General features: G+C 75.9%; 21 protein-coding genes. 14 read left to right on the forward strand and 7 right to left on the reverse strand.

Annotated features, from left to right (window positions below):
• Nucleotides 1-185: 185 nt before the first annotated feature.
• Nucleotides 186-1,043 (reverse strand): 3-hydroxyacyl-CoA dehydrogenase family protein, encoded by an 858-nt coding sequence (locus ABD358_RS16900; RefSeq protein WP_344631864.1) that lies wholly within the window; start codon nt 1,041-1,043, stop codon nt 186-188.
• A 276-nt stretch (nt 1,044-1,319) separates the two neighbouring features.
• On the opposite strand from ABD358_RS16900, the gene paaI reads away from it, so the two are divergent.
• The 3 genes from paaI (at nt 1,320) to ABD358_RS16915 (ending at nt 3,705) form a co-directional block, all read left to right on the forward strand.
• A complete protein-coding gene (gene paaI / locus ABD358_RS16905; protein ID WP_344631865.1) occupies nt 1,320-1,760 on the forward strand; it encodes a hydroxyphenylacetyl-CoA thioesterase PaaI in 441 nt (146 codons plus the stop codon).
• Entirely contained in the window at nt 1,757-3,106 is a 1,350-nt protein-coding gene (gene paaK / locus ABD358_RS16910) for a phenylacetate--CoA ligase PaaK (protein WP_425576354.1), read from the forward strand. The genes paaI and paaK overlap by 4 nt, the downstream gene beginning before the upstream one ends.
• A 113-nt stretch (nt 3,107-3,219) precedes the next feature.
• The gene (locus ABD358_RS16915; protein WP_344631866.1) at nt 3,220-3,705 is read left to right on the forward strand and encodes an MSMEG_6728 family protein; all 486 of its coding nucleotides are present in this window, start codon (nt 3,220-3,222) and stop codon (nt 3,703-3,705) included.
• 96 nt (nt 3,706-3,801) lie between these two features.
• On the opposite strand, the gene ABD358_RS16920 is transcribed toward ABD358_RS16915, so the two are convergent.
• Nucleotides 3,802-5,688, reverse strand: coding sequence for a SpoIIE family protein phosphatase (locus tag ABD358_RS16920; protein ID WP_344631867.1), 1,887 nt, complete (start codon nt 5,686-5,688; stop codon nt 3,802-3,804).
• A 280-nt stretch (nt 5,689-5,968) separates the two neighbouring features.
• On the reverse strand, nt 5,969-6,784 hold the full coding sequence (locus tag ABD358_RS16925) for an SAM-dependent methyltransferase (protein ID WP_344631868.1): 816 nt from the start codon (nt 6,782-6,784) through the stop codon (nt 5,969-5,971).
• A gap of 260 nt (nt 6,785-7,044) precedes the next feature.
• Here ABD358_RS16925 and ABD358_RS16930 point away from each other — a divergent pair, with 260 nt between their 5' ends.
• The 5 genes from ABD358_RS16930 (at nt 7,045) to ABD358_RS16950 (ending at nt 12,212) form a co-directional block, all read left to right on the forward strand.
• Nucleotides 7,045-8,100, forward strand: coding sequence for a type III polyketide synthase (locus ABD358_RS16930; RefSeq protein ID WP_344631869.1), 1,056 nt, complete (start codon nt 7,045-7,047; stop codon nt 8,098-8,100).
• Nucleotides 8,101-8,186: 86 nt separating this feature from the next.
• A complete protein-coding gene (locus tag ABD358_RS16935) occupies nt 8,187-8,738 on the forward strand; it encodes an isoprenylcysteine carboxyl methyltransferase family protein (RefSeq protein WP_344631870.1) in 552 nt (183 codons plus the stop codon).
• Nucleotides 8,735-9,757: an NAD(P)/FAD-dependent oxidoreductase gene (locus ABD358_RS16940; protein ID WP_344631871.1), complete on the forward strand. Its 1,023-nt coding sequence runs from the start codon at nt 8,735-8,737 to the stop codon at nt 9,755-9,757. The genes ABD358_RS16935 and ABD358_RS16940 overlap by 4 nt, the downstream gene beginning before the upstream one ends.
• Before the next feature lie 71 nt (nt 9,758-9,828).
• Complete coding sequence (locus ABD358_RS16945) at nt 9,829-11,049, forward strand: FUSC family protein (RefSeq protein ID WP_344631872.1); 1,221 nt, start codon at nt 9,829-9,831, stop codon at nt 11,047-11,049.
• A 155-nt stretch (nt 11,050-11,204) separates the two neighbouring features.
• Nucleotides 11,205-12,212, forward strand: coding sequence for a sigma-70 family RNA polymerase sigma factor (locus ABD358_RS16950; protein ID WP_344631873.1), 1,008 nt, complete (start codon nt 11,205-11,207; stop codon nt 12,210-12,212).
• Here the strand turns inward: ABD358_RS16950 and ABD358_RS16955 are convergent.
• A complete protein-coding gene (locus ABD358_RS16955) occupies nt 12,120-12,668 on the reverse strand; it encodes an STAS domain-containing protein (RefSeq protein WP_344631874.1) in 549 nt (182 codons plus the stop codon). The genes ABD358_RS16950 and ABD358_RS16955 overlap by 93 nt on opposite strands.
• A 406-nt stretch (nt 12,669-13,074) precedes the next feature.
• Between ABD358_RS16955 and ABD358_RS16960 the strand changes: the two genes are divergently transcribed.
• Nucleotides 13,075-13,824: an SDR family oxidoreductase gene (locus ABD358_RS16960; RefSeq protein WP_344631875.1), complete on the forward strand. Its 750-nt coding sequence runs from the start codon at nt 13,075-13,077 to the stop codon at nt 13,822-13,824.
• A 94-nt stretch (nt 13,825-13,918) separates the two neighbouring features.
• Here ABD358_RS16960 and ABD358_RS16965 read toward each other — a convergent pair whose 3' ends face one another.
• The 3 genes from ABD358_RS16965 to ABD358_RS16975 form a co-directional block, all read right to left on the reverse strand.
• Nucleotides 13,919-14,743, reverse strand: coding sequence for a MerR family transcriptional regulator (locus ABD358_RS16965; RefSeq protein WP_344631876.1), 825 nt, complete (start codon nt 14,741-14,743; stop codon nt 13,919-13,921).
• 59 nt (nt 14,744-14,802) lie between these two features.
• The gene (locus ABD358_RS16970; RefSeq protein WP_344631877.1) at nt 14,803-15,729 is read right to left on the reverse strand and encodes an alpha/beta fold hydrolase; all 927 of its coding nucleotides are present in this window, start codon (nt 15,727-15,729) and stop codon (nt 14,803-14,805) included.
• A gap of 149 nt (nt 15,730-15,878) precedes the next feature.
• The gene (locus ABD358_RS16975) at nt 15,879-16,559 is read right to left on the reverse strand and encodes a DUF4230 domain-containing protein (protein ID WP_344631878.1); all 681 of its coding nucleotides are present in this window, start codon (nt 16,557-16,559) and stop codon (nt 15,879-15,881) included.
• 1,173 nt (nt 16,560-17,732) lie between these two features.
• Here ABD358_RS16975 and ABD358_RS16980 point away from each other — a divergent pair.
• The 5 genes from ABD358_RS16980 (at nt 17,733) to ABD358_RS17000 (ending at nt 22,467) form a co-directional block, all read left to right on the forward strand.
• Nucleotides 17,733-18,635 carry a LysR family transcriptional regulator gene (locus ABD358_RS16980; protein WP_344631944.1) on the forward strand — a complete coding sequence of 301 codons (903 nt, stop codon included), beginning with the start codon at nt 17,733-17,735 and terminating at the stop codon, nt 18,633-18,635.
• A 217-nt stretch (nt 18,636-18,852) separates the two neighbouring features.
• Nucleotides 18,853-19,554, forward strand: coding sequence for a hypothetical protein (locus tag ABD358_RS16985; protein WP_344631879.1), 702 nt, complete (start codon nt 18,853-18,855; stop codon nt 19,552-19,554).
• On the forward strand, nt 19,541-19,828 hold the full coding sequence (locus ABD358_RS16990; protein ID WP_344631880.1) for a BON domain-containing protein: 288 nt from the start codon (nt 19,541-19,543) through the stop codon (nt 19,826-19,828). The genes ABD358_RS16985 and ABD358_RS16990 overlap by 14 nt, the downstream gene beginning before the upstream one ends.
• Nucleotides 19,825-20,595: a metallophosphoesterase family protein gene (locus ABD358_RS16995; protein WP_344631881.1), complete on the forward strand. Its 771-nt coding sequence runs from the start codon at nt 19,825-19,827 to the stop codon at nt 20,593-20,595. Before ABD358_RS16990 ends, ABD358_RS16995 begins: the two co-directional genes overlap by 4 nt.
• Before the next feature lie 90 nt (nt 20,596-20,685).
• Nucleotides 20,686-22,467: a RecQ family ATP-dependent DNA helicase gene (locus ABD358_RS17000; RefSeq protein WP_344631882.1), complete on the forward strand. Its 1,782-nt coding sequence runs from the start codon at nt 20,686-20,688 to the stop codon at nt 22,465-22,467.
• Nucleotides 22,468-22,482 lie beyond the last annotated feature (15 nt).

Raw genomic sequence — 22,482 nt, forward strand, 5'->3', positions numbered from 1 at the left:
TTCTCGTCCCGGCGTCCTCCATCCGGCCGTCCCTCCCCCGTGACCGTCTCCGCGGCGCCCCCGCGGCGGCGGAACCGTCGAACCACCCGAGAATGCCACGTCCGGTTTCCGTGCGACAGCGTTCGGCGGCTTTCCGGCGGCGCGGAAACGGACCCGGCCGGCCCTGCCGCCGGCCGCTCCGCCGGTCACTCCCGCCAGGTGTAGAAGCCCTGCCCGGTCTTGCGCCCGAGTTCCCCGCGGGCGACCTTCTCCCGCAGCAGCCGCGGCGGCGCGAACCTCTCGCCCAGGGTGCCGTGGAGGTACTCGGCGATGGCCAGGCGCACGTCGAGGCCGACCAGGTCGGTCAGGCGCAGCGGCCCCATCGGGTGCCGGTAGCCCAGCGTCATCGCGGCGTCGATGGCCTCGGGCTCGGCGACGCCCTCCTCGACCATCCGGATGGCCTCCAGGCCGAGGGCGACGCCCAGGCGGCTGCTGGCGAAGCCGGGCGAGTCCCTGACGACGACGTCCCGCTTGCCCAGGGCGTGGGTCCACTCCAGTGCCGCCCGGACGGTGTCCTCGGCCGTCTGCCCGGTGACGACCACCTCCACCAGCGCCGAGGCCGGCACGGGGTTGAAGAAGTGCATGCCCAGGAACCGCTCCGGGCGGGCCAGGGCGGAGGCCAGCTCGGTGACCGACAGGGAGCTGGTGTTGGTGGCCAGCACCGTCCGGTCGCCCACGGCCTTCTCGGCGGCGGCCAGCATCCTCGCCTTGAGGGCGGCGTCCTCGGGCACGGCCTCGACGACCAGGTCCGCGCCGGGCGGCAGCTCCTCCACCGAGGCGGTGACGGTGACGCGTTCCAGCACCCGTCCGGCCGGTTCGTCCAGCTTCCCCCGCTCCTCCGCGCGGCGCAGGCCTCCGGCGACGCGCTCCAGGGCCGCCTCGGCCGCCTCCTTCCCGCTCTCGACGACGACCACGTCCGAACCGGCCGTCGCGAAGGACTGGGCGATGCCCGCGCCCATCCGTCCGCCGCCCACCACGCCGACGGTCCCCGGTGCCGCTGCCATGGCCTCTCCTCGTCTCTCGTGTCCGTCCCGTGTCCGCCCGCGTCCCCTCGCCGCGCCTCCCGCGGCCGGGGCGCGCGGGCCGCCGCCGACCGTACCCGGCGGGCGCCGCACCCCTTGACAGGCGGTCCGCGGGTTGGGTTACCTGGCGTCGCCGCAAAGCTAACCGAATGGTCGGTCGGGCTCAAGGGAGTGGCTGCCCGCTTCCCGGGCCGGCCCGGGCACGAACCACGGGGAACCGCGAAAACCACGGGCCCCGCGGGGAAATGGTGGAGGCGCATGACACAGGTCACGGACACCGGCCCCGGGCCGGCCCACGCGATGTTCGCCGCCGACCGGGCCTCCCGGGGCCTGGGCATCGAACTGCTCCACGCCGGCGGCGGCTCGGCGGCCGCGCGGATGACGGTGACGGAGGCGATGGTCAACGGGCACGGCGTCGCCCACGGCGGCTACCTCTTCCTGCTCGCCGACACCGCCTTCGCCTGCGCCTGCAACAGCCGCGGCCCGGTGACCGTGGCGGCCGGCGCGGACGTCGTCTTCGTCGCCCCGGCCCACGAGGGCGACGTGCTGGTGGCCGTCGCCGAGGAGCGCACCCGGTTCGGCCGCAGCGGCGTCTACGACGTCACCGTCCTGCGGGACGAGCAGGTGATCGCCGAGTTCCGCGGGCGCAGCCGCACCGTCGGCGACCGCGGCCTGACCGGCCGGAAGGAGACAGTGTGATCAGCGATCCGACGGTTCCCGCGGGCCCTCCGGCCCCGCCCCCCTCGCCGGCCCCGGGCGGGGGGATCCCGGACGCGGCCGAGCGCATGGACCGCGAGGAGCTGAGAGCCCTCCAGCTCGACCGCCTCCGCCGCACCCTGCGGCACGCCTACGACAACGTGGAGCACTACCGGCGCGCGTTCGACGGGGCCGGCGTCACCCCGGACGACTGCCGGTCCCTGGAGGACCTGGCGCGGTTCCCGTTCACCACCAAGGCCGACCTGCGCGACACCTACCCCTACGGGATGTTCGCCGTGCCCATGTCGCGGGTGCGGCGCCTCCACGCCTCCAGCGGCACCACCGGGCGCCCCACCGTGGTCGGCTACACCGACGGCGACCTGTCGGTGTGGGCGGACCTGATGGCCCGCTCCATCCGGGCGGCGGGCGGCCGTCCCGGGCACAAGGTGCACATCGCCTACGGCTACGGGCTGTTCACCGGCGGGCTGGGCGCCCACTACGGCGCCGAACGGGCGGGCTGCACCGTCATCCCGGCCTCCGGCGGCATGACGGCCCGCCAGGTGCAGCTCATCCGGGACCTCCGGCCCGAGATCATCATGGTCACGCCGTCCTACATGCTCACCCTCCTCGACGAGTTCGAACGCCAGGGGGTCGATCCGCGCACCTCCTCCCTGGAGGTGGGCATCTTCGGCGCCGAGCCGTGGACGGAGGAGATGCGCCGCGAGATCGAGGAGCGCGGCGGGCTCCACGCGGTGGACGTCTACGGGCTGTCGGAGGTGATGGGCCCCGGCGTCGCCCAGGAGTGCGTGGAGACCAAGGACGGCCTGCACGTCTGGGAGGACCACTTCTACCCGGAGGTCGTCGACCCGGTCACCGGCGAGACGCTGCCCGACGGCGAGGAGGGCGAGCTGGTGTTCACCTCGCTGACCAAGGAGGCCCTCCCGGTCGTCCGCTACCGCACCCGCGACCTGACCCGGCTCCTGCCCGGCACCGCCCGCCCCGCCTTCCGCCGCATGGGGAAGGTCACCGGCCGCAGCGACGACATGATCATCCTGCGCGGCGTCAACGTCTTCCCCACCCAGATCGAGGAGATCGTCCTCCGCGTTCCCGGTGTGGCGCCGCACTTCCAGATCCGGCTCACCCGCCGCGGCCGGGCGGACCACATGACGGTGCGGGTCGAGGCCCGCCCCGGCGCCGGGCCCGAGCTGCGCGAGGCGGCCGCCGCCGCGATCGCCCGCGGCGTCAAGGACGGGATCGGCGTCACCGTCGGGGTGGAGGTCGTGGACCCGGAGACCCTGGAGCGCTCGGTGGGCAAGATCCGCCGGGTCGTCGACGAGCGGGGGAGGTGACCGCGGCCGTCCGGGTGCCACCCGTCCGGAACCGCCCGGGATGCGGGGACCGGCACGGGCTGCGACGATCGCAGTCCGTGCCGAGGGGGGACCGGAGAAACGGACCGGACATCGTGCAGACGTTCCTGCCGCTCCCCGACTTCGCCGGGACGGCCCGCGTGCTCGACTGGCGCCGCCTGGGCAAACAACGCGTCGAGACCCTCCAGGTGCTGCGCGCCCTGACCGTGCCCGGCTACGGCTGGGCGCGGCATCCGGCCGTCCGCATGTGGGCGGGGTACGAGGAGGCCCTCGTCCGCTACGGCATGGAGATCTGCCGCCACTGGCGCCTGGCGGGGCGCAGCGACACCTGCGAGGTCACCATGCTCACCGACCTGCGGCACGCGACCGGCATCTCCGCCCCCCGCTCGCAGGAGGAGCTGGCACGGGCGGGGGAACTGCCCCCCTGGCTCGGCGATCCCGGCTTCCACCTCAGCCACCGGTCCGCCCTGGTCCGCAAGGACCCCGACCACTACCGGCCCCTCTTCCCGGAGGCGCCGGACGACCTGCCCTACGTGTGGCCGGCCTCCGACCGCGAGGCCGGCGCGTCGGAGGCCGGGTGAGGGCGCGGGCGACCGCGGCGCGCGCGGGCGGGCCTGCGCTCCCGCCGCCCGGCCCCCCGGGGCTCCGGCCGGCGCGGGCCGGGGCCGGACCGGGGGTCAGGGACGGGGAGGACGGTCGTCGCCGCGCGGGGTCTCGGTGAGGTCGTCGTCGCCGCGCGGGGCGTCCGTGAAGACGTCGTCGGCGCCCAGCGCCTCGGCCCCGGGCGCCGAGCGGGTGGGCGCGGCCGGACTGTGGGCACGCCGCCCGCGGGCCGGCGGCGGGGTGTCGTCGCCCGCGGCTCCCGCTCCGGACGGCGGCAGCCGCAGGGCCAGCAGGGCCACGTCGTCGCCGCGGGGGTCGATGCGCTCCAGGAGTTCGTCGCAGAAGTCCTCGACGTCGCGGCGGGCCAGGGCGGCGGCGTGGCGGCACAGCACCTCCATGCCGGTGTCGATCGGCCGGGTGCGGCTCTCCACCAGGCCATCGGTGTAGAACAGCACGGTCGACCCGGGCGGGAGCTGTTCGTGGGCGTCGGGCCAGGACATCCCCAGGTTCAGGGTGGCGCTCATGCCCAGCAGGGGGCCGTGGCCGCCCTCCAGGTAGCGGGCGCGTCCGTCGCGGGTGACCAGGAGCGGCGGGGGGTGCCCGGCGTTGACCCAGTGCAGCCGCCAGGGCCCTCCCTCCGCGCCCTCGATGCGGGCGAAGACGACCGTCGCCATGGGGGCGTCGCTGGTGTTGGTCATCGCCTCGTCCAGGCGGCGCATGATCAGGCTGGGGGGTTCCTGGCGGTCCCAGGCCAGGGCGCGCAGCATGTTGCGGACCTCGGCCATGTGGGCGGCCGCCTGGAGGTCGTGGCCGACCACGTCCCCGATGACCATCGTGGTGACCCCGTCGGCCAGCAGGAAGGCGTCGTACCAGTCCCCGCCGATCTCGGCTGCGACCAGGGCGGGCCGGTAGCGGGCCGCCATCCGCAGGTGGTCGGTCTGCGGCAGCGGGGTGAGGAGCTGGCGCTGCATGGCCTCGGCGACGTGGCGCTGCTGGTCGAAGAGACGGGCGTTGTCCATCGCCAGCCCGGCCCGGCGGCCGATGTCGATGAGCATCATCGCCTCGTCGTCCTCGTACCCCGGGGAGTCTCCGGTCCGCGCCGCGGTCAGCGCCCCGAAGACCTGCCGGCGGCTGTTCAGCGGCACCACGACGGCGCTGTGCCCGCCGAGGCGCTCGAACAGCTCCCGGTGGGCGGCGTCGAGGGGCGTACCGGGCTCCCGCGCGAGGTCGTCGGCGTCCAGCAGCATCGCCCCGGCACCGCGCAGCGCACGCGCCAGGGGCGAGGCGGAGGACTCCGGCAGCGGCGGCAGGGGCCCCTCCAGCGCCCCGGCCGCCACCGGGTCGTCCTCGCTGTGGACGGCGAGGCGCCGCAGCTCCCCGGGCTGTCCGGTGTACACGTCCACCGCCGTCCAGTCGGCCAGCTCCGGCACCAGCAGGCGGCCCAGCCGCCGCAGCACCAGGGAGACCTCCAGGCTGGAGATGAGCACGGAGGAGATCTCCGACACCAGCGTCAGCCGCGCCGTCAGGGTCTCCAGGGCCGCCAGGTGGGCCGCGGTCTGCTCCTCGGCGGCCCGGCGGACGCTGAAGTCGTGGAAGACGTAGACCAGGCCGTCCGGCTCCCCCTCCAGCTTCAGGGGGGCCGCCGCCCAGATGATCGGGACGGTGGTGCCGTCGCCGCGCAGCAGGTACTCGTCGCCGCCCTCGGCGGGGCGGCCCTCGGCGAGGGCGGCGATCACCCGGCACTCGTCGCGGGGGAACGGGCTGCCGTCCGCGTGGCGGTGCAGCAGGTCGTGCATGTCGCGGCCGAGCATCTCCGCCGCCGGGCGCGCCACGATCTGCGCGGCCCGCGGATTGACGGCGATGAGGCCCCCCGACGCGTCGGTGGCGAACACCCCGGACCCCAGGCCCTCGAAGATCGCCCGCAGGACACCGGGGTCCTTCGCCCGGTCGATCGCGTTCATCGCCTCGCTGCCCTCTCGCCGCGCAGGCCGGGGCGGTGTCCGGCCGCCCGCGGCGGGTTCTCCGCCGCGCCGTCCCGGCCTCGCGCCCGTTCCCGCACCCGGCCCGTCGGCACCGCCGCCGGGAGTGCCGACTACCCCGTACCCGCGATCTCAGACATTCCGCGCCGACGGGCGGGTGCCCGTCCGCCGGACGGGTGCGGTCCGGCGGACGGGGGCGCGGCGCCGGCGGGAGCGCGGTCCGTGCCGGGTGCGGCGCGGGCGGCTCGTGCGGGGAGGGCCGTTACGGCTTGCGTCCCACGCCGCTGTAGGCGTGCGCCTCGGTGAGGGTGCCGGTGGTGCTGGTCTCCGGGCGCCAGCGCGAGCACGGCACCACGCCCGGCTCCAGCAGTTCCAGGCCGTCGAAGAAGCCGGCGATCTGCTCGGGGCTGCGGAGGTGGTACATGGACGCGCCGCCCTCGTTGTGGTGCTCCTGCGTCTCCCTGAGCGTCTCGTCGGTGTCGGTTCCGTCGCAGACCACCAGGTAGCTGCCGGACGGCAGGGCGTCCACCAGCCGCTTCACGATCGACCGCGCCTCCTCGTAGTCGGGGAGGTGGCCGAGGATGCCGCTGAGGATCAGGGCGACGGGCCGGGTGAAGTCCAGCGTCCCGGCGGCGTCCCGCAGGATGGCCGGGGTGTCGTGGAGGTCCGCGTGGAGGTAGTCGGTGGCGCCCTCGGGGGTGGAGGTGAGCAGGGCGCGGGCGTGCGCCAGGACCAGGGGGTCGTTGTCGACGTAGACGATCCGCGACTCGGGGGCGACGCGCTGGGCGATCTCGTGGGTGTTGTCGGCGGTGGGCAGGCCGGTGCCGATGTCGAGGAACTGCCGGACGCCCGCCTCGCCGGCCAGGTGGCGGATGGCCCGGCCCAGGAACTCCCGGAAGGCGCGGGCGGTGGCGGCGATGGCGGGGAAGCCCGCCGCGAACTGGTCGCCGGCCGCCTTGTCCACCTCGTAGTAGTCCTTGCCGCCCAGCCAGTAGTTCCAGATCCGCGCCGAGTGCGGCACCGTGGTGTCGATCTGCGGGAAGGCCCGCTGCTCCGGGGTGGGCGAGACGTCTGCCATGGGAGGCTCTCCTGCCGTGCGTGGTGCGAACGTGCGTGTGGCGAACACGAGTTGTGCACCCAAACCTAGATCGGCGGGGCTCCGGTGACCAGCGCCTTCGCCGTTCCGTACGGTTCCGCGCGGCTCCGCGCGGCCTCGGTCCGCCGGGGCGCCGGCGCGTACGGGGTGGCCCGGACGGGTGGCAAGGGGGCCGGGGGGACATGCCGGGCGCCGCCGGGAGGTAATCCCGAGGTGTCCCATGCCCTCGACCCGGGAAGCCGATGAGCCGCATCGCAGCCGTGCACTCGGTCCTGGCGCCGCACCGGTGCAGCCAGCGCGAGATCACCGACCTGGTGGCCCGCCTCTGCCTGCCCGAGGGCGCCGACCGCCGTCCGCTGGACCGCCTCCACGAGAACACCCGGGTGCGTTTCCGCCACACGGCGCTGCCCCTGGATGCGTACGCCGGGCTGGCGGACTTCGGCGCGGCCAACGACGTCTTCGTCTCCACCGCCGTGGAGCTGGGCGCCGAGGCCGTCTCGGGGGCGCTGCGGGCGGCCGGCCTGTCGCCCCGCGACGTGGACCTGGTGATGTTCGCCTCGGTGACCGGTCTGGCCGTCCCGTCCGTGGACGCCCGGCTCGCCGGCCTCCTGGGTCTGCGGCCGGACGTGCGGCGGCTCCCCGTCTTCGGCCTGGGCTGTGTGGCGGGGGCGGCCGGGATCGCCCGGCTGCACGACCACCTCCGCGGCCGTCCCGACCACGTCGCCGTCCTGCTCTGCGTCGAGCTGTGCTCCCTGACCTTCCGGCGCGGCGACGCCTCCCCGGCGAATCTGGTGGCCTGCGGGCTGTTCGGCGACGGCGCCGCCGCCGCGGTGCTGTGCGGCGCCCGGCGCACCACGGCGGCCGGCCCGGTCGTCGTGGACACCCGCGCCCACCTCTACCCCGACACCGGGCACGTGATGGGGTGGGACGTCACCGGCTCGGGCTTCCGGGTGGTGCTGGACGCCACCGTGCCGGACCTGGTGCGCAAGCACCTGGCCGACGACGTCGACGGCCTGCTCGCCGACCACGGCCTCACGCGGCGGGACGTGGCCTTCTGGGTGTGCCATCCGGGCGGGCCCAAGGTGCTGGACGCGGTGGAGGAGTCGCTCGGCCTGCCGGACGGCGCGCTGGAGGTCACCCGGCGCTCCCTGGAGCGGATCGGCAACCTCTCCTCCGCCTCGGTGCTGCACGTCCTGCGGGACACCCTCGCCCGGCATCCGCCCGGCGGCGGGGCGCCGGGCGTGCTGCTCGCGATGGGGCCCGGCTTCTGCTCGGAGGTGGTGCTGCTGCGCTGGTAGGCGCCCCGCCGCCGGGAACGGCGGGCGGGACGCGGACGGAGGCGGAGGGGGACCGGAGAGGGGTCGGGAGCGAGGAGGCGGGCGGAGTGTTCTGGTACGCGGGGCTGGTGCTCGCCGTCGGGGCCGAGCGGGTGGCCGAGCTGGCGGTGGCGCGGCGCAACGCCCGCTGGAGCGCCGCCCGCGGCGGGATCGAGTACGGCCGGGGACACTACCCGGCGATGGTGGCGCTCCACGCGGCCCTGCTCGCCGGGGCCCCGGTGGAGGTGTGGGCGGCCGGCCGGTCCTTCGAGCCGGCGCTGGGCTGGCCGATGCTCGCCGTGGTGCTGGGCGCGCAGGCGCTGCGCTGGTGGTGCGTCACGACGCTGGGGCCGCGCTGGAACACCCGGGTGATCGTGGTCCCCGGGCTCCCCCCGGTGGCCCGCGGTCCGTACCGCCTGCTGCGGCACCCCAACTACGCGGCGGTGGCGGCCGAGGGCGCCGCCCTTCCCCTGATGCACGGCGCCTGGGCGACCGCCGCGGCCTTCACCGTGCTCAACGCGGCGCTGCTGGCCGTCCGCGTCCGCTGCGAGGACGCCGCCCTGGCCTCGGCGGCCGGAGCGGCCCCGGCGCCCCCCGTCTCCCCGGCGGGTGCGGCGTGATCGACCTGCTGGTGGCGGGCGGCGGGCCGGCCGGGCTGGCGGCGGCGGTCTGCGGGGCGCTGGCGGGCATGGAGACGGTGGTGGTCGAGCCGCGCGAGGCGCCGGTGGACAAGGCGTGCGGCGAGGGCGTCATGCCCGGCGGGGTGCGGGACCTGCGGGAGCTGGGCGTGGACCTCGGCGCGGCGGGGGGACGGGAGCTGCGCGGCATCCGCTACACGGACGGCGTCCGCAGCGTCCAGGCGGCCTTCCGCGGCGGCCCCGGGCTGGGGGTGCGCCGCACCGGGCTGCACCGCGCGCTGTGGTCGCGGGCCGTGGACCTGGGGGTGCGGATCGTGCCCGGCCGGGTCGGGGAGGTGCGGCAGACCGACGGCGCGGTGCTGGCCGCCGGGTGGCGGGCCCGCTGGATGATCGCCGCCGACGGCCTCCACTCCCCCGTCCGCCGGGCGCTGGGGCTCCAGGCGCCCTGGCGCGGGGCGCGGCGGTACGGGCTGCGCCGCCACTACCGCGTCGCGCCGTGGACGGACTTCGTCGAGGTGCACTGGTCGGCGCACGGGGAGGCGTACGTGACGCCGGTCGGCGAGGAGCTGGTCGGAATCGCGGTGCTCAGCGCGGAACGCCGCCGTTTCGACGCCCACCTGGCGTGCTTCCCCCGGCTGGCCCCGGTGCTGTCCGCGCCCGCCGCCGGCCCCGTGCGGGGCGCCGGGCCGCTGCGGCAGCGGGTGCGCGGCCGGGTGGCGGGCCGGGTGCTGCTGGCCGGCGACGCGGCGGGGTACGTCGACGCGCTCACCGGCGAGGGCATCGCACTGGCCGTGGCGTCGGCGCGCGCGGCGGTGGACTGCCTGGCGGCCGGACGTCCCGCCGCGTACGAGGCCGCCTGGCGCCGGCTGTCGCGGCGCCACCGGCTGCTGACCGGGGCGCTGGTGCGCGCGAGCGGAAGCGGGCGCGCGGCGCGCCTGGTGGTGCCGGTGGCCTCCCGGTTCCCCGTGGTGTTCGGAGCGGCCGTCCGGGCACTGCGTTAAGGGACGGAAGATCACCTACAGGTTGGGAGGACAGCCGGTGTCGATCCGCTCCGGAGGGGGAGGGCCAGAACGTGCCTGAGGTTCCCGTTTCCGTGGCCCGGCTGGTCAAGCGGCGCAGGGAGCCCGCGGTCGTCCAGGCCCTCCGCTCCACGGCCGCCGCGACGCTCGCCTATGCGGCCGCCCTGTGGCTGCTCGACGTCCGGGCCCCGCTGCTGGCCCCGCTGACCGCGCTGCTGGTCGTCCAGGTCACCCTCTACGCCACGATCACCAGCGGCATCACCCGGGTGAACTCCGTGGTGGCGGGGGTGACGGTCGCCGTCCTGTTCAGTTCGCTGGTGGGCCTGAGCTGGTGGAGTCTGGGGCTGATCATCCTCACCTCCCTGGGCGTCGGCCACCTGGTGCGGGCGGGCGACTTCATCAACGAGGTGGCGATCAGCGCCATGCTGGTGCTGGGGGCGTCGCACGCGACCGACCTGGCGCTGGGCCGGGTGCTGGAGACCCTGATCGGCGCGGCGGTCGGGCTGCTGTTCAACCTCTTCTTCGTGCCCCCGGTGTGGGTCCAGCCCGCCGAGGAGGCGCTGCTGGACCTGGCCGGGCGGATGCGGCGGCTGCTGCTGCACCTGGGCGAGTCGCCGGGCGCCCACACGCCGGTGCACCGCGCCGCCGCCAAGCTCCAGGAGGCGCGGCGGCTGGACAACGACATCGCCCAGGTGGACCGCGCCCTCGTCCAGGCAGAGGAGAGCCTGCGGCTCAACCCCCGGGTGAAGGAGCCCCTCCTCTCCCGGGTGGTGCTGCGGACCGGTCTGGACACCCTGGAGATCTGCACCTCCGTGCTGAGGTCGGTGTCGCGGACCCTGGCCGACCTGGCCGTGCACCGCAGGGACGAGCCGCTGTTCCCTCCGGACGTCGCCGCGGTGCTGGAGGAGTTGTTCGAGCATCTGGCCGAGACCGTGGGCAACTTCGCCGTCCTGGTCACCAGCCCGCTGAGCAGCAGTTCCGAGGAGGCGGAGGAGCGGCTGACCCGCGAACTGGAGGCGGGCCGCGCCAGCCGCGAGAAGGTCGCCCACATGCTGCTCGGCCGCGTCAAGGAGCACTCCCGCCAGTGGCACCTGCAGGGCGCGCTGCTGGCCGAGGTCGACCGGCTGCTGGACGAGATGGACGTGGAGAAGCGGTCCATGCGCCTGGCCGAGGAGCTCGACCGCTACACCCGCGAGGAGCGGGAGCGGCACCCGGTGCTGTACGAGCTCCGGCGGCGGCTCCGGCTGCCCCTGGGCCCCCGCCGCCGCCGCTAGGGAGCCGGCGGCCCCGGCGCTCCGGTGCCCCGGTGCCCCGGTGTCCGGCCACTGGCAACCGCCTCCGGAAGCGGTTGTCAGTGGCCGGTGGTTTGCTGGTGAGTGGCCGGCCGCGGAGAGGCGGCCGGCGAGGACCGGGTTCACTGGGGGAACCGATGGAAGACGTCGCGACGACGGAGCGCGTCAGGACCGCGGCGGCGAGCGGGCCGGCCGAGGAGAGGCTGGAGCGGCACCGGAGGGAGCTGACGGGCTACTGCTACCGAATGCTGGGATCGGCCTTCGAGGCGGAGGACGCCGTCCAGGAGACGATGGTGCGCGCCTGGCGGGGGCTGGACCGGTTCGAGGGCCGTTCCTCCCTGCGGTCGTGGCTGTACCGCATCGCCACCAACGTGTGCCTGGACATGCTCGGGAGCAGCGTGCGGCGCGCCCGCCCCATGGACCTGTCCTCCCCGGGCGGGGCGGAGCTGCCGCCCGGCCCGGCGCTGCCGGAGGCCACCTGGATCGAGCCGATGCCCGACAGCCGGATCCTGCCGGAGGGGGGCGATCCGGCCGAGACGGCCGTGGCGCGGGAGTCGGTGCGGCTGGCGTTCGTCGCGGCGCTCCAGCACCTTCCGCCGCGGCAGCGGGCGGTGCTCGTCCTGCGCGAGGTGCTGAGCTGGAGGGCGAGCGAGACCGCCGAACTGCTGGGCACCACGGTCGCCTCGGTCAACAGCGCCCTCCAGCGGGCGCGGGCGACGCTGGCCGCGAGCGACCTCGCCGCCGGCGGCGGGGCGGAGGCGCTGGACGGGGAGCAGCGGGCCCTCCTGGCCCGCTACGTCCGCGCCTTCGAGGCGTACGACCTGGACGCCCTCACGTCCGTGCTGCACGACAACGCCACCCTGTCGATGCCTCCCCACGAGCTGTGGCTGCGCGGCCACGCGGACATACGGGCGTGGCTCACCGGGCACGGCTCGGGCTGCCGGGGATCGCGGCTGGTGCCGGTCGCGGTGAACGGCTGCCAGGGGTTCGGCCAGTACCGGCCCGCTCCGGACGGTGGTTTCGCGCCCTGGGCGCTCCAGGTCGTCGAGGTGTCACAGGGGCGGATCACCGGGATCAACTCCTTCCTGGACACCGCCCGGCTGTTCCCGCTGTTCGGCCTGCCCCCGCGCCTCGGTTCCCGCTGATCCGGCACGGTCCGGCCCGGCGCCGCGCGCCTCCTCGGCCGCGCCGCGGTCCGTTTCCCCGCCCGCTCCCCCATTCGTCTCCCCGTCCGTTTCCCGGTCCAGGGCCTCGTCCAGCCCCGTCCGGGCGAGGAGGCTCCGCAGGTCGCCGCCGGCGCGGCCCAGCCGGATCCGGCGGCCGAGACGGCGCGCGGTGAGCTGCAGCCGGGCCAGGGCGTCCACGGCGACCAGGTCCGCGGTGGGGCACCCGCCCATGTCCACCGTGACCGGGTCGGCGCGGGTGCCGCGCAGCAGGCGGTGCAGGCGCTCGCACAGCGCGGGTATGTCGGCACGGGTGATCGGCCCGTCGACCGCGAGCACCGGCGCCGCCGGCTCCGGGATCGGCCGGCCCGCCCCCGGGCGGGACGCCGGGCAGGGCTCCCCCCGCCCGGAGGTCTGCGGTTCCTCGTGAACGGCCAAGGCGAGCCTCCTGTCGTGGGTGTCGCGGGGAAGGACCCGGCGGGCGGGCGGAATTCATCGCCCCCCCCGCCACCCGCACGGGCGCCGGCACGGACGGTGACGCGTGCGGCCCACCGTGCGGGGTCGGCCGCCCGGGGGCGGTGACGGCCGGGACCGGCCCGGCGCACCCGCCCGGCCGGTCCCGGGCGGCCGCCCGGGACCGGCCGGGCGGTGGTTCCACCGCACCCGGGTGCTGATCTGTTTCACCGCCCGTCGCGCGGGGCAGGGCAGCGGTCCCGCCCCCGCGGCCCCGCCCGGTGGTCCCGTGCGCGCGGGACCACCGGGCGGCCGGACAGCCCCCCGCCCACGGGGGCGCGGGCGGCCGCTCGGGAGCGGCCGGGGGCGGCCGAGCGAAGGAGGGAACGCCATGGGCGGTTCTGCACATGTGGACCTGACGGGCAGACGCGCGCTGGTGACCGGGGGCGCCCGCGGGCTGGGCGCCTCCATCACCCGTCGCCTGGCGCACGCCGGAGCCGCCGTGCGGGTGGCGGACGTACGGCGCGAGGAGGGCGAGAAGTTCTGCGCCCGGCTGAGCGAGGAGGAGGGCGCGGACGTCCGGTTCCTGGAGCTGGACGTCCGCGACTCCGAGGCGGTCGCGGCGGTCTTCCGCGGGCTGGACGAGGCCTCGTGGCCGCTGGACGTCCTGGTCAACAACGCCGCCGTGGACGTCTCCAAGCCGATCGAGCACCTGTCCGCCGAGGAGGTCACCCGGGTGGTCTCCACCAATCTGCTGGGCCCGATGTACCTGTGTCTGGAGGCCTACCGGCGCATGGTGGCCCGCGGCGGCGGACACATCGTCAACATCCTCTCGACGGCGTCGAACCGCACCTGGACCGAGGCGGGCCCGTACTCGGCGGGCAAGTCGGGGCTGCGGGCCTTCACCCACACCCTGTTCAAGGAGGCGCAGCGCGACTGCCCCGGCATCGGGGTCACCGGCGTGATCGCGGGCGGCATGGAGACCCCGTTCGTGCTGGAGCGGTTCCCCGACGCCGACACCTCCAAGCTGCAGAGCCCCGACGTGGTGGCGGACGCGGTGCTGTGCGCGCTGTCGGTGCCGGAGGGCAGTGTGATGTCCGAGGTGGTCGTGGTGCCGCGGAGCGAGCCCTCCTGGCCGTGAGCGGGACGGCCGCGGCGGGACGGGGGCCGGCCCCGTCCCGCCGCGGCCCGCGCGGCGCGGACCCCTCCGGACCGGAGGGACCGGGCCGGAGGGGTCAGGCCGGGAGGATGGGCTCCTGCAGTTCCGTCACCCACTCCGCGGTGTCCTCGGGGCACTCCAGGTAGAGCTCCCTGGCGTAGCCGGCCGAGCGGTGGCCGCCGGTGTCGATCCAGCGGGCCAGGGTCTGGGCCGTGGGCAGGACCGCGTCCATCGGGCCACGGTGGACGATGGTGGCGGCCCTCTCGACGCCGGGCAGGTCCACGATCGCGAAGTCCTGTCCCTCCGCCGGTTCGGCCGCGACCGTGATGCCGGCGTGGACGACGACGGCGCCCTCCTTCCCGGGGGCGTCCTCGTAGTAGGCGATGCCCGGCCCCGCCGGGGCGATGCCCGCGCGCTCCAGGCGGCGGCACAGTTCGTCGTACAGCGGTCCGATGACCGGTCCGATGTCCTCGGGCCGGTAGCTGTCGGCGGTGCCGGTCAGTTCGGCCACCCGGACGGGCGGAATGCTCTTGATCACGACGTCGTCGGCGGACATGCGTCCCTCGCTCTCGATCGACCGGAGCCTCGCCTCGACCCGGGCCAGCCGCGCGCGGGCGCCCGCCAGGGTCTCCTCCAGTTCCGCCCGCCGCAGCCGGAGCATCCCGCGCAGTTCCCCGGTGCCCACCTCCTCGTCGAGGACGGACTTCACCTGTCCGAGGGTGAAGCCGAGGTCCTTGAGGGCGATGATCCGGTTGAGCCGGGCGAGTTGCGCCGCCTCGTAGAAGCGGTAGCCGCTGGCCGGGTCGACCCGGGCCGGGCGCAGCAGTCCGATCGCGTCGTAGTGCCGCAGCATGCGGATCGACACGCGGCCGTGTTTGGCGAAGTCTCCGATGGTGAACATGACGCCTCCCAGTCCAGGGCCTCACACGGTGTCAGGGTCAAGCCCGGGCCGGGAGTCCGTCAGCCGTCGAGTCCGGAGGCGGCGGGACGGCCGTCGGCGTCCCCGGCCGTGCGGTCGCCGGCGCGGGCCGCGTTGCGGGCCACGGCGTCGACGATGTCCGGCCAGAGCGGTTCGGGGAGGTCGTGCCCCATGCCGGGGATCACCATCAGCTCGGCGCCGGGTACCGCGGCGGCCGTGGCCTCGCCGCCGCTGCGGTGGACGAGGGGGTCCTCGGCGCCGTGGACGACCAGCGTCGGGACCGTGACGGCGTGCAGGCCCGCCGTGCGGTCGGGTGAGGCCAGGATCGCGGCGTACTGGCGGGCGAAGCCCTCGGGCCGGTGCGAGCGGTCGTAGGCGGCGGCCGCCCGCTCCCGCAGTTCCCCGGCGGGGACCGGGTGGGCGGGGGAGCCGATGGCGGCGGCGGAGCGCACGGCCCGCTCCACGGCCTCCTCCCGGTCGCGGGGCGCCGGCGCGGCCAGCACGGCCACCGCCTCCGGCGCAGCCCCCCCGACCGAGCGGTCCCCGGTGGTGGACATGACCGAGCAGAGCGAGAGCACCCGTTCCGGGTGGTCGATCACCAGTTGCTGGGCGATCATGCCGCCCATCGAGGCCCCGACGACATGGGCCGCGCCGATGCCCAGGGCGTCGAGCAGCCCCGCCGCGTCCCGGGCCATGTCGGCGAGGAGGTAGGGCACGGTGGAGGTGTCGCCCGCCAGGACGGCCCTGATGTCCGGCGGCGGGCAGTGGTCGAGGGAGGTGGACAGGCCGCAGTCGCGGTTGTCGTACCGGACGACGTGGAAGCCCCGCCCGGCGAGGGCCCGGCAGAACTCCGGCCGCCAGGCGGTCATCTGCGTCCCCAGCCCCATGATCAGCAGCATGGCCGGGTCGGCCGGGTCGCCGAAGGTGTCGTACTCCAGCTCCATCCCGTTGGACAGGGCGCGCGGCATGAATCCTCCCGGGGGACGACCGGCCGGCCACGGCCGGGGGCCGGCGTCCTACCGGCCGGTCGGTACGATAACGGGGGCGTCCGTTCCTGGGAACGGGCCCGGCTCCCCCCGTTCGGCCTGCCCGCCCCGGCCGCTCCGCCCGGCGCCGTTCAGTCCCGCCCGCCGGGCCGTTCGAAGACCACGGAGATCCGGGTGAACCCCAGGGACCGCAGCAGGTTCTCCAGCATCTCCTGGGTGTTCCGCTCGGCCCGGGCCGTCAGGCCGCTCTCCCGCGCCGCCTCGTCGATGCGCCGCACGGCCAGGCGGTGCACCTCGCGCTCGTCGCCCGGGTTGTCGGAGAAGAAGTCGCCGAGCCGGTCGAGCAGTCCGCGCTCCTTGGTGACGGCGTAGGAGCGGTCGACGTCCAGCGCGGGCTTCTCCAGCCGGGCGCGCGGCAGTCTGACCGTCGCTCCCCTGCGGTCGTCCGTGACCGTGACGGCGTCCTCGCCGAGGCCGCCGAGGTCGACGTACGCGCCGACGCTGCCCGTGCCGACGAACAGCGTGCGGCTGCCGCGCACCGCGTCCGGCAGGAACCTTGCGTCCTTCTCCAGGTCCACGACGACCTGGAAGGTCCCGGAGGCGCCCTCGTAACGGCTCATGTCCTTCAGGGACTTCAGCAGCGCGGGCCCGGTCCGGTCCTCGGTCCGGGTGGCGAAGGGGTTCAGCGAGTCCGGGAGCAGGCGCAGTTGTCCGGCCACCAGGACCGCGGCCGCCAGCAGCACCAGGACCAGCGGGACGGCGAGAGGGGCGGACCACCGGGACGGGGGCGAGGATCTGACGGAGCGGGCCATCCGGCATGCACCTCCGGGACGGTGGGAGGGCCTGTCCCTCCTCCTTCTTCCTCCCTCTTCCCGGAAACCGCCGCTCCAACGGCGGAGCGGGCGGCGGCGGGAGGCGGTTCCGTCCGCGCCGGGCCCCGGCGGCACCGGGGCCGGACCGCCCGCCCCCGGCCTCGGCGGAACTCCGGCGGGGGCCGGTGGCCGGTTCCCGTGTCCGGGATCGGCGTTCCGCGGACATCCTCGGGCGAATAAGGGAAACCGATCGGTAGTCCCCGGCCGGGAATCGCGGAACGCCCGGCCCGGCGCGGCAACCTTTCCGGCGCCGGGCGGTTCTTCGCCCCGCCGTCGTTTCCTCTGGCCGAAACCAGCACTTCTCCCTTCCGCTCCGGATCCCCGCCGGGAAAGGGGAGCGACATTTCCGGTACCCGGTGGGCTGCGTATCGGGCGGCACCCTGTTCTTCCGGGGCCGGCTCCCCTTTCCCTCCGGAGATCCTCCGGAAGACCGCGCGGGCCCTCCGAATGGCGGACGGCCGACCGTTTTCGCATATTCCGTTTCGGATGGCGGATTGCATGGCACGGCCACCGGAGTTCCGTTTCGGACGTGTTCACCGGGCGTTGCCCCGGCCCTGCCCCGCCTTCCCGCCCTCCCTATCTTGGGAGCGCTCCCACCCCCTGTGGGCCGGCAGGAGGCCGGATCACGGACGACCGTCCGGGCGGACGTCGCCGCCTCCCCCGCCGGGGCGCCCGCGCCCTGACGGACGGCGGGGAACGGCGGGGTGCCGCATCCGGCGGACGCCGCACCCCGCACACCGGCGGCCGCGGGCGGCGGCGCCGGCCCGCCTCACCGGGCAGAGGACCCCGCGGACCGGCCCGCCCCCGGTCCGCGGGGTTCCGGACGTCCCCGCACCGCGATCCGGGCCCCCGCCTCGTCCACGACCCTCACCTGCAGCGAGCCGCAGGCACACCTGGTCCACACCGCCTGCCCGGCGGACGTGCGGTGCCGGGAGACCACCCGGACCGGCTGCGCGTCCGGCCATCCGCAGTGCGGGCACCGACTCGTCATGACGGACCTTCCTTCCTCTGCCGTCCCGGGCCGTCCCCGGCCGCTGTCACACCCAGGGTGGGGGCCATGGAGTCTCCACGTCCAGGTTGACTTTCCGCACCGGACCATTAAGCGTGCCCTACATGATTGACCTGCGCCGCCTCCGCGTCCTCAGGGCGGTGGCCCACTACGGAACGGTCACCGCCGCCGCGCGCGCCCTCCACTTCACGCCCTCGGCCGCGTCCCAGCAGATCCGGCAGCTCGGTCGCGAACTCGGCGTCGACCTGCTGGAGCCCCACGGACGCCGGGTACGGCTGACCCCCGCCGCGCGCACCCTGCTGGAACACGCCGACGCGATCGAGGCGCGCTGGGAGCAGGCGGAGAGCGAGCTGTGCGCGCAGGACGGCGAACCGGCCGGCCTGCTGCGGGTGTGCGGCTTCCCGGTCGCCGTCTCCACGCTGCTCGCCCCGACGGCGGCGGCCCTGCGCGACCGCCACCCCCGGCTGACCGTGCGGATCACCGAGACGGAACCGCACGGCAGCTTCGACCTCCTCTTCGAGCGGGAGGCCGACCTGGCGATCGTCGAGGCCGTCCCGGGCGCCCCGCCCCCGGGCGACGCCCGGTTCGACCAACGGCCGCTGCTGGACGACCCCTTCGACCTCGTCGTCCCCGACACGCACCCGCTCGCCCGGCGGCGGCGGGTGGACCTCGCCGAGGCGGCCGGCGAGGACTGGGTGGTCCCGCTGCCCGACAGCACCTGCCACGCGCACACCCTCACCGCGTGCGGCGCGGCCGGCTTCACCCCGGCGATCGCGCACCACGCGCTGGCCTGGGAGGCGATCGCCGCCCTCGTCGCGCACCGGCTCGGCGTCGCGCTCGTACCGCGCCTGGCCCACCTCCCGCCGCACCTGCCCGTCGTCCGCGTGCCCTGCGCCGGAAACCCCAGCCGCCGGCTGCTCACCTGCACCCGCCGGGGCGGCCGCGAACGTCCCGCCGTCGCCGCCGCGCTGGAGGAACTGCGGCGCATCGCCCCGGCCGCCGTCTGAGCCCCCGTCCGGGCCGCGCGCCCCCGCACGCCCGGTATCCGCCGGTATCGAACCGCCCGCGGCGGGTACCGGTGGTGTCGTGGAAGGCCGCCGGCCCTCCGGCCGGACGCCGGAGGAGCCCGGACCGGTATCCGCGAGGCCGCCGCGGCGGACGCGGCGCCGCGGCCCGGCGACACGGCGGCGGGGAACGACGACACGACCTGGAGATGGAGTGACTGTGACGGAGCACCCGGGCGAGGCGGCGTCGGCGGCGCGGAACGCGCCGCCCGGCCCGCGCCCGGCAGCCGGCCCCGGCGGCGGGCGGGACCGCCGGGACCCCGGCGAGGGACTCGGGGAGCTGCCCCCGAACCGCACCCAGGCCATCCTGGAGGCCACCAAGCAGGTGGCCACCCTGCTCAAGGCCGCCGGCCACCCCTTCGCGCTGGCCGGCAGCGTCGCCGTCTACGCGCACGGCGGCCCCGACAACCTCCAGCACGACGCCGACTTCTGCATCCTCCCCGAGGACGCCGAGGCGGTGGCGGCCACACTGAGCCGGGCGGGACTTCACGTCTACACCCCGCCGGAGGACTGGCTGATCAAGGCCAAGTGCCTGGGCGAGGACATCGACCTGATCTTCGAGCTGGCGCGGCAGCCGGTCACCCGCGAACTGCTGGAACGGGCCGAGCAACTCCCCGTGGAGTCGGTCCACATGCCCGTCCTGGCCGTGACCGACCTGGTCGCCAGCCTGCTGAACGCCTTCACCGAGCACCACTGCGACTTCGGCGCCGTCCTGCCGATCGCCCGGGCCCTGCGGGAGAAGGTCGACTGGGCCCGGGTGCGGCGCGAGTGCGGCTCGGCTCCGATGCCCGACGCCTTCCTCTACCTGCTGGAACGTCTCCAGGTCATCGAACCGGAGGAGGACTCCCATGACGGACCGTGAGACCCACCGGGTGAGCCCCGCGGAGGGCTCCGGCGCCACCGAGTACCGCATCGCCCACCTGCAGGAGCGGCTCGTCCACGAGGAGATCGCCGAGCAGGGCATGCGCATCGAGGCCCGCGGCGGCACGGTGGTCGTCACCGGCACCGCCCCCACGGGCGAGTGCCGCGACACCATCGAGCGCGTCGTGAGGGAGGAGCTGGCCGGCGTACCGGTACGGACCGACATCGTCGTGGCCGACGCCACGGCACCCGACCGCTCGGAGGAACTCGCATGATCCGCATCGCAGCCGTCGGCGACATCCACATGGGCCCGGACAGCAGGGGAGTGCTCCGCCCGGCCTTCGAGACCCTGCGCGAGTGCGCCGACCTCCTGCTGCTCGCCGGGGACCTGACCCGCCACGGCACGCCGGAGGAGGCCCGGGTCGTCGCCGAGGAGGTGTCCGGGCTGCCGGTCCCGGTGATCGCCGTCCTGGGCAACCACGACCACCAGGACGAGCGGCCCGACGAGGTCACCGCCGTGCTGAGGGAGGCGGGCGTGACCGTCCTGGAGGGCGAGGGGACGGTCGTCGACGTGGACGGGACCCGCGTCGGAGTGGCCGGCACCAAGGGCTTCGGCGGCGGGTTCGCCGGACGCAGCGGCAGCGAGTTCGGCGAACGGGTGATGAAGGACTTCATGCGCCACACCCAGCGCTGCGCCGAGGGCCTGCGGACCTCCCTGGAGGAGCTGCGGGACCAGGGGTGCGCCGTGCGCGTCGCCCTGACGCACTTCTCCCCGGTGGCCGACACCCTCGCCGGGGAGCCGCTGGAGATATACCCCTTCCTGGGCAGCTACCTGCTCGCCGAGGCGGCGGACACCGCCGGCGCCGACCTGTTCGTGCACGGGCACGCCCACGCGGGCACCGAGCGCGGCCTCACCAGCGGCGGGGTGCGGGTGCGCAACGTGGCGCAGCCGGTCATCCGCCGCGCCTTCGCGGTGTACCACCTGGAGCCCGGCGCGGACCGCCGGCACGAGGCGGGCGCCCTGGCCGAGGCGTCCCGCTGAGGCCCCCGCCCGGGCCCGCGCCGGACGGTCGCGAGCCCGGTCCGCGGGGGCCGGCGGGAGCCCCCGGGAGCTTGTGAGGGAGGACCGGTCATGTCCGATTCCGGGCCGGCCGGGACCGGTGCCGGTCCCGGCCGCCTCGGGCGCGTCGCCGCCGAGGTCTTCGGCTGGAGCGAGCTGCGCCCGGGGCAGGCCGAGGCCATGCGGCAGGTGATGGACGGCAGGGACACGCTGGTGGTGATGCCCACCGGCGCGGGGAAGTCCGCCGTCTACCAGGTGCCCGCGGTGCTGCTGCCCGGCCCCGCCGTGGTGGTCTCGCCCCTCGTCGCGCTCCAGAAGGACCAGGTGGAGGGCCTGTCGGAGAGCGGCGCCCCCGACGCGGTCGCCGTCAACTCCGGCCAGGCGGCCGCGGAGACGGCGGAGGCGTGGCGCGCCGTCCGCGAGGGGGACGCCGAGTACCTCCTGCTCTCCCCCGAACAGCTCGCCAAGGACGAGGTGGTGGAGCGGCTGGCGCGCGCCGGCCCCTCCCTGTTCGTCGTGGACGAGGCCCAGTGCGTCTCCTCCTGGGGCCATGACTTCCGCCCCGACTACCTGCGCCTGGGCCATGTGGTGCGGCGGCTGGGCCATCCCACCGTCCTCGCCCTGACCGCCACGGCGGCCCCTCCCGTGCGGGACGAGATCGCCGAGCGCCTGGGCATGGACGACCCCGCCCGGATCGTCGCGGGCTTCGACCGGCCGAACCTCCGGCTGGAGGTGCGCGCCGGCTTCCGGGACGACGAGGAGAAGCGCCGGGCCGTGGTGGAACGGGCCGCCGGGGAGCCGAAGCCCGGCATCGTCTACACGGCCACCCGCCGGGAGGCGGAGGAGTACGCCGAGCGGCTGGCCGGCCTCGGGCTGCGGGCCCTCCCCTACCACGCGGGCCTGCGCGCGGCCGAGCGCTCCCGGGCGCACGACGCGTTCCTCGGCGGCGGGCTGGACGTGGTGGCCGCCACCTCCGCCTTCGGCATGGGCATCGACAAGCCCGACGTGCGGTTCGTGCTCCACGCCTCCGTGCCGGACTCCCCCGACGCCTACTACCAGGAGATCGGCCGGGCGGGCCGGGACGGCGCCCCGGCCCTGGCCGTGCTGCACTACCGGCCCGAGGACCTGGGGCTGCGGAGGTTCTTCTCCGGCGGACGCCCCGACACCGGGACGCTGGCCGACGTCGCCGGGCGGATCCGCCGCCACGGCTCCCCGCTGCCCACCGCCCGGCTGCGCGAGCTGACCGGGCTGCCGGCCGGCCGCCTCACCGCCGCCGTCAACCTCCTGGAGGAGGCGGGCGCGGTGACCGTCACCGCCGCCGGCGAACTGCTGCCCGCCGGGGACCTGGACCCCCGGGAGGCCGCCGACCGCGCGGCCGGGGCGGCCGAGGCGCGGCGCGGCCTGGAGCGGTCCCGGCTGGAGATGATGCGCGGCTACGCCGAGACCACCGGATGCCGGCGCCGCTTTCTGCTGGGCTACTTCGGCGAGGAGTACGAGCCGCCGTGCGGCGGCTGCGACATCTGCGCGGCGGCGAAGGCGCACGGCGGGGACCGGGAGGAGTTCGGGCGCCTGGCGCGGGAGCGCGGCGAGGACGCCGGGGAGGCGCCGCGGCCGGACGCGGGCCGGTTCCGCACCGGAGCGCGGGTGCTCCACCGGGAGTGGGGCGAGGGGATGGTGATGAGCGAGGAGGAGGACCGGATCACCGTCCTGTTCGACGCGGCCGGCTACCGCGCGCTGTCGCTGGAGGCCGTGACCGGGCAGGGGCTGCTCACGCTCGCCGGGAAGGACCGCGGGGACGGGCGGAACGGAAAGGGCGGGGGAGACGGAAAGGGCGGGGAGGAGAGCGGGGGCTGAGCCGTCCGCCGCGCC

Origin of the sequence: Streptomyces glaucosporus (assembly GCF_039533345.1) — a bacterium.
Lineage (GTDB): Bacteria > Actinomycetota > Actinomycetes > Streptomycetales > Streptomycetaceae > Streptomyces > Streptomyces glaucosporus.